Raw genomic sequence first — 13,372 nt, 5'->3', positions numbered from 1 at the left:
AAAAAAATCCAAGAAAAATATTGCTTGTAAAAGCTTTTTCCCAAAGCAAAGTAACATAACGCAGAACATTATAGTGCAAATTTATTATATAAGTATAATGGCGTATACTGTGTATTTAACATAATTGTAGATATAACTAACACGCTAGTGTTTTATATCGTCAAACAAATCGGCTTTAGGAGATTCACGAAATCCTCTAAAACAATATAAACCTGTGAGTAATTATGTTACAGCCATTTTACGACACGTTAAGTTTATTCGTAAGTATAAATTCTCAATACTATGTAAAAAATCCCATAAACTGATGTAATTCATTTTAATATTCAGTATTTGAGTAATTAAAAAATCAAATACGCGATTCTCACGGATTAAGATTTCTTTATTAAGAAATGTAAAACCTCACTAATAATTAGTGAGGTTTAGAGAAAGAATTATTAAAAAACAATTCTAAAAATCTCTAAACATCTTTAGAGACAACTAATTTGAAAAACTAAATAAATTTGAACTCGTCACTATTTAACATTCGTTTATAATAATATTCATTAACTATTACTGGTACTTTTAAATATGGAAATTTTATTTTAAAATTTCCTTTTTCCTTACCTAGAAATTTTACTTTAGTTTTTTTCATAATTCAAGAATTTAAATTTTAAAAATTAGTAAATCATTTTTTTTGAAAAGGACTAATTTTATGCCAATTAAAATCTGAAAATGAAAGACTGTCAAAGTGTCAATACTTTGTTATAATGTTGTTAAAACCATTTTTTCTTTTTAAAAAAAATTAACATAGAGACTGTCACTATTACTATTATTGCCCACATTAGGAAATAACCATATTTTAGTTTTAACTCGGGAATATTATTAAAGTTTGTTCCATAAACTCCAACAATAAATGTTATAGGTATAAATACAACGGAAAATATGGTTAGGAGTTTCATAATTTCATTAAGTTTAAAATTAACATTAGTTGAATACACTGTTAACTGCTCACTTAACATATTCTTATAATTTTCTAAAGTATCGTATACTCTATGTATAAGCTCATTTAAATCGTTAAAGTATGGTTGTTCTTTTTTTGTAATTAAATGTGATTTAAAATTCTTAAAATTGCTTATGGTTTCTCTAGCTGGTCTTATATTTTTCTTAAAATAATTAAGTTCTATCTTGTTTTTATTAATATCTTCAAGAATATGTTTACTTGGATGTAATAAAATACGATCCTCTAAATTTTCAACATTTTCTCCAAAAATTTCAATTAAACTATTGTAATTGTCTACAATAACATCTAATAAACAATATTTTAAATAACTTAAACTAGTACTTCTAACTCTTCCTTTTTTATTTCTAATTCTTTCTCTAATAGGATCAAAAACATCTCCTTCTTTTTCTTGAAATGTTAATAAAACTTGTTGTGTTAAAATTAAGGAGAGTTGTTCTGCATGTAATGTTTGATCTTTATTTAGAAACATCATTTTTATTAAAGTAAAAATATAATCTTCTTCAAAGTAAGATTTTGATCGTGATCCAGTATTCACAATATCTTCTATTCGTAAAGTATGAATATTAAATAATGTACAAATTGTTTTTATTTGTTCTACATCATGTATACCATTAACATTTATCCACACATTCTTATAAATCGATAAATAAGTAGAAATTTCTGAAATATCTTCAATTTCTACTTCAACAAATTTTTCTTCATTATAAGCAATTAAGTCGATCTGTATTTCATTCTGTTTTTTTACACCTATAAAAATTGGTTTTCCAGGAATATCTGCTTTATTTTTTTGTTCGACTACAAATCTCATTTAATATATTTCTTTGCATTTCTGATCTGAACTAATTTATGTAGTTTAGTTAATAGAATTAATTCTGACTTATTTTTACCATGATCTGCATTACATATCTTATGGCAATCTTCTAAAAGTTCATGATTAATTTCTTTATAAAATAATTTTTCATTTGCTATAAAATAAGTTTTAAAATGATCAAATGCTTTTTCAGCTAAAACTTTGTTTTTAATTAGATTTCTTATGGTTTCATAAATAAGTTCTTCACTATCAAAACCATATTCATTCGTAGCCCATTCTTCTTTAACCGCCCAAATAATTTCCTTTTTTTCTTTAACAGACATTGTATTATCTATCATAGAAAATGAATAAAATAAATTTGAAATTGCAATGTAAAAATCTTTAGTAAATGATACGCTTTTCATTATATTTCTGGTAAAATTAACAAAGGAATATGACTTGAAAATGTTATTTTTTTAATAACATTTTCGCTCAATAAATTATTAAAAAAGTTATAGTGATGATTAATAAAAGCTAATAACTGACCTTTAGATTCTTCAGCATATTTTTGTATAGTTTCTGTTTCAGAATCTTCCCAATCTAATTTTACAAATGATGTATTAACATCTTGTAATATTTCTCTTAATTTTACTTTATGTGTTCGCTGTTTGTTTGTTAGTGCTTCTTCTACTGAAAGGTTTACAATTTCTACAGCACATTGTTTCATTTTACTAAACTTTAATAAAGCAAAAAGTTCTTTTTTATTAAAAGCTCTTTTATAGTTTGTAGAAAATATAATTCTATCAATTTTTTTGTATTTATAATTTGTTGGTATAACTAATATTGGTGTGGTATTAATAGCATTAATTATTTTAACAGTATTAGTTCCTATAAAAGTTTGTGCTAAACTTTTGGCTCCTTTTGTTCCACTAATAATTAAATCTATTTTTTCTTCTCTAATAGCTTCTTTCACTGCATTAGTTAAAGAATTTGAATCTACAATAGCATGATAATTAATACCTTTACTTTCTCTGTTTAGAATTTCAACCAAATATTTTAACTCATCTTCAATTTTATCATCCATTTGGTTAAACCAACCTTTATTATATTCTTCACTCAGTAAATAAGATCTTTCTCCTATGTAAACATCTAATAAAAAAACATTTACTCTTTCTATTTCAAAGAATTTCTTTGTATAATTAAGTGCATTAACTGCAGCTTCCGAAAAATCATAAGGAATTAAAATGTTTTTCATTTTTTAGCATTTATATAAAATTATATGAAAATTTCATCTGGTTCTTTAAATGTTTTGAATTCTATAAAATAACCATTAGGGTCTTCTACAAAAAATGAATTTTGCTCACCATTTTTATCTTCAAAAAAAGTTTTCTTTACGATGGTATCCATAGACCATCTATTAATTTTATCATGTAGCATTTCCCATTCATCACTATCTAAAATGACTCCAAAATGAAAAGATGGCAATTTTTCATTTTCTAATTTATAATACGGATAATCAAATTTGAAACTATCAACAGTTACAAATGTTAATTGACATCCATATAAATTAAAATCAACCCATTCTCCATTACTTCTACCCTCTTCAATTCCTATATCTTGAGTATAAAATTTTATGGTTTCTTTTAAATTTTTACAAGGTAATGATATGTGAAAATTAGTATTCATGTATTAAATTTTTAATTTGTAGCTTTTGCATGATAAAAACTTCATCGCTTAAAAGCATCAATAATTAATAATCATTTTTAACTTTTATCCAACAGATAAAATTAGATTTCCAGCTTTTCTAAATTTAAGCTTTTATTATTAATTAGTTTACAATTTAAATTATTGACTATTATTTAGATTGAAAATAAGTATAATATTCTTAAAAAAATTGAGGCTTCCCTCCTAGTTAATTTATAAAGTTGTTTAATAGAAAAGCATTTTAATTACTTCGAACAAAATTAAAATGATAATAATCCATTCTAACATACTACTATATCGATGATTTAAGATATCTCTAAATAAATCTAAGTTTTCTTTAATTACATCTAAGCTATTAATAATTCCATGATGTCTTTTAACTATATCTAATTCATCTCTTAATTTATAATCTAATAAAGAAAGGTTTTTATCATTCCAAGCTAATTCTGGAACCTCAAAAACAAATAAATCTTCAGCTATATTATTTTTCATATTCATTGTTTTACCAATAAATTTTCTCATTCTTTTTCTTGATAATTTAAAAGTTCCTGTAAGTTCTAGTTGTTTAGAGTATACTAGTGTTTTTTCATGTAAATCTGAAGCTTTATCTACATAATTCATTAAAGCTACAGATTGAGCTAAATTCAAACAAATGATATGAACAATGTCTGAATTTATTTTTTGTACATTAATTATTCCAAAATCAACATCATTTGCACTGGATAAAGACAATTTATAACTTTCTGAAGGAAGTTTTTTTATATCAATTTCTTTATTCAAGATTCTATGAATGACTTGAACTATTAATAATTCATTACAATTAAAAAAGACTATACTTCCATAATCTTTTATGTATATATAAGAGTTTGATTCTCTCTTATATAACAAAAACGTATGCTCCCTTTTTTCTATAAAAAAATTAGGGAAAAGAGCTCTAATCTCTGAAAGCTCTAATCGTTTTTCTAAATGATAAGCTTTAACAGATAAATTCATATTATTCTCTGTTATTAATCTTTGCCTTTAAGCTCTATTCCTTTATATAACATAACAATATTGGGTATTGTTATTTGTTTTTTAGTTTCAGGAATATAAAGTAATACATAAAATCCTGTAATATCTTTTATTTCTCCTGTTAAATCATATTCTTTATCTAGTATTTTAACTGTATTTCCTATTCGCATAGGATGATAAAAGAAAAGGATTACACTAGCAGTCAAATTAGAAAGCATAGACCATTGAGCAAAAAAACCTACTCCAAGAACTGCTAAAATAGATGAAGCGAAAACGCCAAACTGTTTAAACTCTATTCCTAAAATAAGTAAGAGGATAAAAAATGCCGATAAAAAATAAACTAAATAAAATAAATTTAAAATTAGTTTTCTTCTGTGCGGTTCAATAGCATTTTTAGTTATATAGGTTTTTGTTAATTTTTTAGTAATGTTAATAATAGTTAAAAGTATTATTAAAAGAACTGAAATTTTTATAATTATTGTATGCATTTCTTGTTTTGTAATAAAACCTCATTTATTAAATAAACGAGGTTTTTTTATTTATTAAGGTTTATTCTAATAATTTTAGAGATTTTAATACTAAAATTTCTTCATCAGAATCATCATCTGTAGATTCAATTATTGCGTATTTTAGTTCAAAAGTTTTACCTACATATGTTTCTCCTTCTAAATCATATTTTTCTATAAATTCTTCTTTAATTTCCTCGAAAATTAATGTTGATTGAATTTCTTTTACTTTATATGAAAAATTATATCCCATTTCATCATAACCTTCAAAAGTAGCTTTTACTTTAATATCGTTTGTTGTATCATGTAAAATAGCACTAGCCATTAAAGTTAGAGATAGAAATACTGTGAAAATTGATTTTAAAATTGTTGACTTCATCATTTTCTTTATTTTTTAAATTATAATTTAATTTGATCTTGGATATTAGCTACAACAAGTCCAAGAAACTTTTAGCAAAAACTAAGTGTTAATTATGCTCGTAGCATTAAAGAAAATGATGTTACATAGGCGTAAATTTATACTATCAAAAATACTTCTTTTTAAATTAAAAATAAAAAAAACATAATTAATTTTATTAGTAAAACCACATATTTAAAGTATTGAATAACAGAGGTTTAGAAAAATAATTTAATTAAACAAATTTCAACTTAGTCTTTGTGCGTTTTTTTAAAAATCATACCTTCATAAAAATATGATATATCCACAAATAAATTTAACTTTGTTAAAGCACAATAATCATTATTATTCATGACTAAAAAAGTTATACTTATTGTATTAGTATTTGTTATAAATTCAATAAGTTTTGCACAGGATAAAATTCAATCTGGTCCAATGGTAGGATACTCTACCATGAGAGAAGTTCTATTATGGATACAAACAAAAAAATCTTCGGAAGTTCATTTTGAATATTTCGATAAAGAAAATCCGAAAAAACGCTTTCAAACTGAAAAATATATAACTGAAAAGAAAAATGGATTTGTAGCTAGTTTAATAGCTGACAAAGTTTTACCAGGTAAACAATATATTTATGAAATATATTTAAATGGTAAAAAAGTTAAAAGAAATTATCCTCTAGAATTTCAGTCTCAAACACTTTGGCAATGGAGAACAGATCCTCCTGAAATTAATTTTGCTATTGGTAGTTGTACTTATGTTAACGAACCTCGTTTTGATAGGCCTGGTAAACCTTACGGAAGTAATTACGAAATATTCACTAGCATTTATAAACAGAAACCCGATTTCATGCTATGGTTAGGTGATAATACTTACTTGAGAGAAGCAGATTGGAATACTCGTACTGGTTTTTTACATAGATATACACATACAAGATCTTTAAAAGAATTACAACCTTTATTAGCTTCAACACATAATTATGCAATTTGGGATGATCATGATTTTGGTCCTAATGATTCAGATGGTAGCTTTCCTTTAAAAAATACTGCAGTAGAAATGTTTAAACTCTTTTGGGGAAATCCAAATTATGACGCATTAAATAATGGTGGTATTACTGGATCTTTTCAATGGGGAGATTTAGATTTTTTCTTGCTAGATAATCGATATTATAGAACAGCTAATAAAAACTTTACTGAAAAACGTGAAATGTTGGGTAAAGATCAAATTGATTGGTTAATTAATGCTTTATCATCTAGTAGAGCACCATTTAAGTTTATCGCTATTGGTTGTCAAGTTTTAAGTTCTGAAGCCATGCATGAAAATTATGCAACTTTTCCAGAAGAAAGAGCATATTTAATAAGAAAAATTAGAGAAGCTAAAATTGAAGGAGTTATTTTTTTAGATGGTGATCGTCATCATACTGGATTGAGTAAAATGAAAGAAAGTGATCGAGTTTATCCTTTATATGATTTAACTTGTTCTCCTCTTACTTCCGGGTCTCATCCTAGCAAAGAAGAAAACAATGTTTATAAATTAGAGGAAACGTTAGTTGGAAAACACAACTTTGGAATGTTAAATGTTAGTGGACCACGAAAAAACCGTGTTTTAAATATCAAAATATTAGATAAAAACGGAAATGAATTGTGGAGTAAGAATATAAAAGCTAATGATTTGAAATATAAAAAGTAAAAAAAGTGATGGTAATTTACCATCACTTTTTTTTAAGTGTTAAACTTAATTATTCATCTTTCCATTAGCACAGCTAATGAATGATTTAACTTTTTTACCTATAGAATTGGTATCGTTTTCGTCAGGATATCCTAGGTTTGATAGTATTTTTTTTACCGAAATTATATCATTATCATTTTTATAACGAAAACTAACTATAGAATTTTCAATATCGATACTTACTTCAGAAATATTGTGCACTTTATTTAACTTATTTTTTATTGTATTTGAACATCCAGAACACTTTAAATTTTGAATAACAATAGTATATTTTTTCATGATTTTTTTATAATTTAGATGGACAAATATATTTTGACACTTCTATTTCAGCCAATTTAATAGCTTTAAACCCACCTCTAATATCAATTAGATTATGTATGCCTCTACTTTTTAAAATTGATGCTGCTATAATACTTCTGTAACCACCTGCACAATGTAAATAAAAAGTTTTATTTAAAGGGAAATTGTTTAAATAGTCATTTAAATACTCCAAAGGTGAATTTTTAGCTCCAATCATATGTTCTGATAAAAATTCTGAAGATTTTCTTACATCAAAAACAGATATTTCTTCAAATGAATTTTGAATATTTTTAAGTTTTTCTGCTTCAATAGAAACAACTATATCAAACTCATTACCAATACTTTTCCACGACAAAAAACTTCCTTTTAAATATCCTAAAACATTATCAAAACCAACTCTTGATAATCTTTCTATAGCTTCTTCTTCTCTTCCCAATGGAGCTACTAATAAAATTGGTTGCTTTACATCTGCAATTAATGCACCAACCCATGGAGCAAAAGTTCCATCTAAACCTATAAAAATAGACCTTGGAATATGACCATTTACATAATCATTTTGATAACGAACATCTAAAATTAATGCTTCTGTTTCATTAGCTAAAAACTCAAATTCTACTGGAGATAAAGCTTTAGTACTTCTCTTTAAAATTTGATCAAAATCTTCATATCCTTCCTTATTCATTTTTACATTTGCTGGAAAATATTTTGGAGGTGGCAACAATCCATCCGTAACTTCTTTTATAAACTCATCTTTACTCATATTTTTACGCAAAGCATAATTTGTTTTCTTTTGATTACCTAAAGTATCTGTTGTTTCTTTACTTAAATTTTTTCCGCAAGCAGAACCTGCTCCGTGTGCGGGATAAACAATTACATCATCAGCTAATGGTAAAATTTTATTTCTTAAACTTTCAAATAACAAACCAGCTAAATCTTCTTTTGTTAAATCTGTAGCTTTTTGTGCTAAATCTGGACGGCCAACATCTCCTAAAAACAGAGTATCACCAGTAAAAATAGCATGATCTTTACCATTTTCATCTTTTAAAAGAAATACAGAACTTTCTAAAGTATGTCCAGGTGTATGAAGTACTGTAATTGTTACTTTCCCTAATTTGAAAGATTGTTTATCTTTTGCTATGATAGCATTAAAACTTGGATTTGCTTTAGGTCCATAAATTATAGGTGCAGACGTTTCTTTTGCTAAAGTTATATGCCCACTAACAAAATCTGCATGAAAATGAGTTTCAAAAATATATTTTATTTTTGCTTTATCCTTTTTTGCTCTTTCAATATATGGAGAAACATCTCTTAATGGATCAATAATAGCAACTTCGTTGTTACTTTCTATATAATATGCTCCTTGTGCTAAGCAACCTGTATATATTTGTTCTACTTTCATTTAAATAATCTTTTTAATTACATTTAATCTTCAGTTCATTCTTCTACAATTCATTATAATTGAGAAAATTCACATAAGTAACTTCCTAAAAATTTAAATATTAAAGTGGTTTGTAAACGAAATGTTTGTTATTGTAAGCTAAATTATTAAGTTCCCTTTATGGTATATACTATTTTATTGGGGGAAAAGCTGTATGTAATCAGGAACTGATAATGATTCAGCAATCATTGTACATACCATACCTTTAGGGAACCAAATTTTATTTAAATTCTTAATATAGTTACAAGTACTATTTTTTAAAAAAATAATTTTTCTTTATAACTTAAAAATAGTACTAAGTATAAATTTATTTTTATCTAAAGTATTTTTTCTTTTTAAGAATTTCAGTAACATTTGTAACATAAGGAATTATTTCATTAGAATATAGTTTCTATGTAACTCTAATTTTCCTAAATTTTCTAATTTTTTTAATAATCTAGAAATAACAACTCTAGAGGTATGTAGTTCATAAGCTATTTCTTGATGAGTATTTTTAATAATACCATCTTTAAAAATACGTGCTTTTTCCTCTAAGTATTTAAGTAATCTTTCATCCATTTTTAAAAATGCAATATTATCAATTGCATATAGCATTTCATTTAATCTATTATGATAGCTGTCAAAAATAAAACTTCTCCAACTTCTGTATTTACCCGACCACTCTTCTATTTTTCTAATAGGTATCATCACAAGTTTAACATCTGTTTCTGCTACAGCTCTAACTTTACTTTTTGATTGACCTAAACAACAAGTAAGTGTCATTGCACAAGTATCTCCTCTTTCTAAAAAATATAATAAAAGTTCATCTCCTTCGTTATCTTCCCTTAAAACTTTAATAGCTCCAGATAATAATAAAGGCATTGATCGAATATAATCACCTATTTCAATAATCTTATTTCCTGCCAAAACCTCTTTATATGTAGCTACTTGATTAATTTCAAATAATAATTCGTCTTCTAGTGTATTGCCAAATATATCTTTGATTTCATTAATCATTTTTGAAGATTTTAAGTGAAAAAGTTATTAAAAAAAATAAAATCTTTGAATTAAAGATTCAATTATTATACAAAATTACAATTTTACAACAGTTTTATTTGTTACCGATGTTACAAGTTTTTTAAAAACAACAACTATACTTGAATTAGTTTTTTACCTGATTCAATTAAAGTAGTATCTGTTTTTGCAAAACAAAATCTCAGTATACATTTGTTTGATGGACTTTTATAAAATACAGAGATTGGTATTGCTGCTACTCCATGCTTAACAATTAATTCCTTTGCAAAATCGACATCATTTTTGGTGCTAATATTTTTATAATTTACGAGTTGAAAATAAGTTCCTTCTGAAGGTAAAATTTCAAATCTGCTATGTTTTAACTGTTCTTGAAATAACTCTTTCTTTTTAGCATACATTTTAGCTATATTTTCAAAATTTACAATATCTAAATATTCAGAAATTGCATGTTGTGCTATACTATTTACACTAAAAACTAGAAATTGATGTATTTTTTTTATCTCTTTCATTAAGTTTTCAGGAGCTATCAAATACCCTACTTTCCAACCTGTAACGTGCAAAGATTTTCCAAAAGAAGAAACAATAATAGATCTATTAATTAGTTTAGGTCTGTTGTTAACCGATATATGTTGGTGCTTAAAAGAAATATATTCATAAACTTCATCACTCAATAAATTGATTTTAGGGTGCAAATCTAATAAAGCCTCAAAATCTGTAAAATCAGTTTCATTCCATATTTTTCCTGTTGGATTATGAGGATTGTTTATAATGATTAATTTAGTTTTAGAAGTAATTGCTGCTGCTATTTTATTAAAATTAGGAGAGTAATCTTCATTTAAAGATACTCTAACTGGTAGACCTCCAGCTACTTTAACAGATGGTACATAACTATCATAACTAGGATCTAAAATAATTACTTCATCTCCATTTTTTACTAAAGCATTAATTGTTGTGTAAATTCCTTGAGTAGCTCCAGAAGTAATTAACATTTCTGATTGTATATCTACCTTTCTTTGATAATTTTTCTCAGTAAGAAAAGCTACTTTTTTAAGTAAAGCTGGTAAACCAATCATAGGTGTATATTGATGAATATTTGTTGTTAACAAACGTTCTGATATTTGCAATAATTTTTCATCTACAGGGAAGTTTGGAAATCCTTGAGATAAATTAATAGCATGATGTTGATTCGCCAATTGCGACATTACAGAGAATATACTTGAAGTAACATTAGGTAATTTAGACATAAAAATTCTATCTGTTTACACGAAAATACCACATTGATAATGAAACTTGAATTTTATTTTACATAATTTTTATAAATAAAAAAGAACTTCCATCTTTTCGGAAGTTCTTATAATCTTCTAGGTTTTGTAACACTATTGGTTATTTCCCCCAAAACAAACAATAGTGAAATAAATTGGAAAACCTATGGTAACATATTAATAATGAAGCTAATGCTACCTTTATCACGATATTAACAAATTTAGTTAAACTTTTTTTAACTTAAAGTTAAACAAAACAGGAAAAACACTGTTTTTTTGATGTATGAATTTTATAATTGTAAAGCGAAGAAAACCTCAAGTTTGAGATTTTCTCCACTAGTGTTTATCCATTACATATCCCCCAATAGCAATCAAAACACATTTATTTAGACAATAAAAAAAATTTAAAGTCACATTATAAAAATTTACTGAAGCTTATCTCTTAAAATAGTAGATAGAGTTAAATATTTTCTAATAGTTTTTTTGCTTGTTTTGCTACTTCTCCATTTTTATCAATAGCTATTACTTTTTGTAAAATTTCTATTCCTTCTTTTTTAGAACCTAGTTTTATATAGTTTTCTCCTAAACCTTGTAGTGCTTTAACTGAATTCGGAAATAAATGAGTTACAAAAGAAAAAATTTGAACAGATGCTTGCGGGTTATAATTAGACACTTGATTTCCAGACTTTATTAATTCTGATTCGAAATCGAAAAATGAATATTTCGGGTCTTGTATCATTTTAGGAATTTCAGTGGCTAATTTTTCTAATTGATTAGTATCGTATAAATTTCTTATATGATCCATTGGTTTATGAATAAAATTTTCTGCTTTAAAAGTTAATGCTGCTTGTAATACAGGATCTTGATTTGTAATATAATCTTTGAAACTCATTGTGACTGGAATTTGTGGAGCAATCCATTCTTCGTTTTCCCAAGCTGGTTTATCTTGCCACCAAGCAAATGATAAATACACTGGTATTTTACTATTTGGAAGTATTTCTGGACGTGCATCTCCCCAAAAATTTACGTTTTCAGCAGTTGGTTCACCTACAAAAATTACGTTCGTATAATTGTCTAATTCGTTTACTAAATTCTGGCAAGCAGAAAATGTTCTTCTACCAATAATTACATATAAATTTCCAACTTTATTAATTTTATTAGATCTTATTATTTCTTTAATTATCGGTTTGTTTAAATAGTTATTTCCTCCCCCATTTAATCGTAAATCAATCACTAACTTTTCTACTTCATTATTTTCTATAAAATCAAAAACTCCTCTGTAAAAGTTTTCTGTATTTACAGATTTATCGTCTCTAATTTTACTGTGTCTAACATACACAGCTTTATGCTTGGGTAAATATTCTTGATAATAAACTTTATCCAAATGTTTTAAATACAAAGGTGTTGAATTTTGACCTCTAGCGGTTAACCAATCTTCATTTTGTTGTATATGACTATATTTTTTAGGTACGGTTTCTCCTTTTGGAAGTGCATTAAATTCCATTTGAAACACTTTTCCATTTTTTTCTAAAGTAAGTTCTATAGTTTTTTGAAGTGTATCTGTAATCCTTTTTGCATGTAATACTTCAGCAATTGTTAAATAATTAATTCCGTAAGCTTTAAAATATTGACTATTCTCTGAATTTACAACAGGTTTGATCTTCTCTAAAGCATCTGATATATCAACATTGTTGATTTTTAACACTTTAGCACCCAATGCTTTTTTATATGCTTTAGAAACTCCTTCAATAAAAATTCCGTCATTATATTCATAAAGATTGAAAGGAAAAGAATGAAATTTCATGGGATTTAACCCAAAATATATCCCTGTATGTCCGTATTCAAAAGAAGCTATAATTTCAGTCATCCTAACAATGATCTCGTGCTCTTGTAGATTTGGAATATCTTGGTGTAATTTTTCAATCTTTGCATCAAAGTCTGTTTCCGTGGTTTTAACAAATAATGAAGCATAATCTTTATGAATTTTATGTTGTAAAAATTTAAGATCATTTCTCCAATCTTCAGCAGGTAAAATCTTTTGAGCCGATAGTTGTACTACAATAAATATTGATAGTATATAGAATATTTTTTTCATGGTAATAATTTTTTAAAGAGATAATTACACCACAAATATTCTTTAATTTTGAACTTTAAGACATTAGTTTCTATTGAATTGTAGTTTTTTAAACTTGAAATGTCACAGTTACATAAGATTTTAAAATAGA

General features: G+C 25.6%; 14 protein-coding genes. 1 reads left to right on the top strand and 13 read right to left on the bottom strand.

Annotated features, from left to right (window positions below):
• Window positions 1-490: 490 nt before the first annotated feature.
• The 8 genes from ACSIGC_RS02035 to ACSIGC_RS02000 form a co-directional block, all read right to left on the bottom strand.
• Window positions 491-631 carry a hypothetical protein gene (locus ACSIGC_RS02035; protein WP_442266514.1) on the bottom strand — a complete coding sequence of 47 codons (141 nt, stop codon included), beginning with the start codon at window positions 629-631 and terminating at the stop codon, window positions 491-493.
• Between the two features lie 121 nt (window positions 632-752).
• Window positions 753-1,808, bottom strand: coding sequence for a magnesium/cobalt transporter CorA (corA, locus tag ACSIGC_RS02030; protein ID WP_442266513.1), 1,056 nt, complete (start codon window positions 1,806-1,808; stop codon window positions 753-755).
• On the bottom strand, window positions 1,805-2,215 hold the full coding sequence (locus ACSIGC_RS02025; protein WP_442266512.1) for a hypothetical protein: 411 nt from the start codon (window positions 2,213-2,215) through the stop codon (window positions 1,805-1,807). Before ACSIGC_RS02025 ends, corA begins: the two co-directional genes overlap by 4 nt.
• Complete coding sequence (locus ACSIGC_RS02020) at window positions 2,215-3,045, bottom strand: universal stress protein (protein WP_442266511.1); 831 nt, start codon at window positions 3,043-3,045, stop codon at window positions 2,215-2,217. The genes ACSIGC_RS02025 and ACSIGC_RS02020 overlap by 1 nt, the downstream gene beginning before the upstream one ends.
• A 20-nt stretch (window positions 3,046-3,065) precedes the next feature.
• Complete coding sequence (locus ACSIGC_RS02015; protein WP_442266510.1) at window positions 3,066-3,476, bottom strand: VOC family protein; 411 nt, start codon at window positions 3,474-3,476, stop codon at window positions 3,066-3,068.
• Between the two features lie 243 nt (window positions 3,477-3,719).
• On the bottom strand, window positions 3,720-4,487 hold the full coding sequence (locus ACSIGC_RS02010) for an RMD1 family protein (RefSeq protein WP_442266509.1): 768 nt from the start codon (window positions 4,485-4,487) through the stop codon (window positions 3,720-3,722).
• A 14-nt stretch (window positions 4,488-4,501) separates the two neighbouring features.
• Window positions 4,502-4,993 (bottom strand): mechanosensitive ion channel domain-containing protein, encoded by a 492-nt coding sequence (locus ACSIGC_RS02005; RefSeq protein WP_442266508.1) that lies wholly within the window; start codon window positions 4,991-4,993, stop codon window positions 4,502-4,504.
• Window positions 4,994-5,054: 61 nt separating this feature from the next.
• Entirely contained in the window at window positions 5,055-5,393 is a 339-nt protein-coding gene (locus ACSIGC_RS02000) for a hypothetical protein (RefSeq protein ID WP_442266507.1), read from the bottom strand.
• Between the two features lie 366 nt (window positions 5,394-5,759).
• Between ACSIGC_RS02000 and ACSIGC_RS01995 the strand changes: the two genes are divergently transcribed.
• Entirely contained in the window at window positions 5,760-7,094 is a 1,335-nt protein-coding gene (locus ACSIGC_RS01995) for an alkaline phosphatase D family protein (RefSeq protein WP_442266506.1), read from the top strand.
• A gap of 45 nt (window positions 7,095-7,139) precedes the next feature.
• On the opposite strand, the gene ACSIGC_RS01990 is transcribed toward ACSIGC_RS01995, so the two are convergent.
• The 5 genes from ACSIGC_RS01990 to ACSIGC_RS01970 form a co-directional block, all read right to left on the bottom strand.
• Window positions 7,140-7,412 carry a heavy-metal-associated domain-containing protein gene (locus ACSIGC_RS01990; RefSeq protein WP_442266505.1) on the bottom strand — a complete coding sequence of 91 codons (273 nt, stop codon included), beginning with the start codon at window positions 7,410-7,412 and terminating at the stop codon, window positions 7,140-7,142.
• A 7-nt stretch (window positions 7,413-7,419) separates the two neighbouring features.
• Window positions 7,420-8,832 (bottom strand): MBL fold metallo-hydrolase, encoded by a 1,413-nt coding sequence (locus tag ACSIGC_RS01985; RefSeq protein ID WP_442266504.1) that lies wholly within the window; start codon window positions 8,830-8,832, stop codon window positions 7,420-7,422.
• Window positions 8,833-9,240: 408 nt separating this feature from the next.
• Window positions 9,241-9,867 (bottom strand): Crp/Fnr family transcriptional regulator, encoded by a 627-nt coding sequence (locus tag ACSIGC_RS01980; protein WP_442266503.1) that lies wholly within the window; start codon window positions 9,865-9,867, stop codon window positions 9,241-9,243.
• A 134-nt stretch (window positions 9,868-10,001) separates the two neighbouring features.
• Window positions 10,002-11,129 carry a methionine aminotransferase gene (locus ACSIGC_RS01975; protein ID WP_442266502.1) on the bottom strand — a complete coding sequence of 376 codons (1,128 nt, stop codon included), beginning with the start codon at window positions 11,127-11,129 and terminating at the stop codon, window positions 10,002-10,004.
• 478 nt (window positions 11,130-11,607) lie between these two features.
• Window positions 11,608-13,242, bottom strand: coding sequence for a hypothetical protein (locus tag ACSIGC_RS01970; protein ID WP_442266501.1), 1,635 nt, complete (start codon window positions 13,240-13,242; stop codon window positions 11,608-11,610).
• Window positions 13,243-13,372: the final 130 nt, after the last annotated feature.

The organism is Tenacibaculum aquaeponti (assembly GCF_052084715.1).
Taxonomy (GTDB): Bacteria; Bacteroidota; Bacteroidia; order Flavobacteriales; family Flavobacteriaceae; genus Polaribacter.
This window is presented reverse-complemented; position numbering and strand designations above follow the sequence as displayed.

Bases quoted from the DNA above. Each gene is read 5' to 3' on its own strand.
- ACSIGC_RS02035 (WP_442266514.1), bottom strand. From the start codon at position 631: ATGAAAAAAACTAAAGTAAAATTTCTAGGTAAGGAAAAAGGAAATTTT.
- corA (WP_442266513.1), bottom strand. From the start codon at position 1,808: ATGAGATTTGTAGTCGAACAAAAAAATAAAGCAGATATTCCTGGAAAA.
- ACSIGC_RS02025 (WP_442266512.1), bottom strand. From the start codon at position 2,215: ATGAAAAGCGTATCATTTACTAAAGATTTTTACATTGCAATTTCAAAT.
- ACSIGC_RS02020 (WP_442266511.1), bottom strand. From the start codon at position 3,045: ATGAAAAACATTTTAATTCCTTATGATTTTTCGGAAGCTGCAGTTAAT.
- ACSIGC_RS02015 (WP_442266510.1), bottom strand. From the start codon at position 3,476: ATGAATACTAATTTTCACATATCATTACCTTGTAAAAATTTAAAAGAA.
- ACSIGC_RS02010 (WP_442266509.1), bottom strand. From the start codon at position 4,487: ATGAATTTATCTGTTAAAGCTTATCATTTAGAAAAACGATTAGAGCTT.
- ACSIGC_RS02005 (WP_442266508.1), bottom strand. From the start codon at position 4,993: ATGCATACAATAATTATAAAAATTTCAGTTCTTTTAATAATACTTTTA.
- ACSIGC_RS02000 (WP_442266507.1), bottom strand. From the start codon at position 5,393: ATGATGAAGTCAACAATTTTAAAATCAATTTTCACAGTATTTCTATCT.
- ACSIGC_RS01995 (WP_442266506.1), top strand. From the start codon at position 5,760: ATGACTAAAAAAGTTATACTTATTGTATTAGTATTTGTTATAAATTCA.
- ACSIGC_RS01990 (WP_442266505.1), bottom strand. From the start codon at position 7,412: ATGAAAAAATATACTATTGTTATTCAAAATTTAAAGTGTTCTGGATGT.
- ACSIGC_RS01985 (WP_442266504.1), bottom strand. From the start codon at position 8,832: ATGAAAGTAGAACAAATATATACAGGTTGCTTAGCACAAGGAGCATAT.
- ACSIGC_RS01980 (WP_442266503.1), bottom strand. From the start codon at position 9,867: ATGATTAATGAAATCAAAGATATATTTGGCAATACACTAGAAGACGAA.
- ACSIGC_RS01975 (WP_442266502.1), bottom strand. From the start codon at position 11,129: ATGTCTAAATTACCTAATGTTACTTCAAGTATATTCTCTGTAATGTCG.
- ACSIGC_RS01970 (WP_442266501.1), bottom strand. From the start codon at position 13,242: ATGAAAAAAATATTCTATATACTATCAATATTTATTGTAGTACAACTA.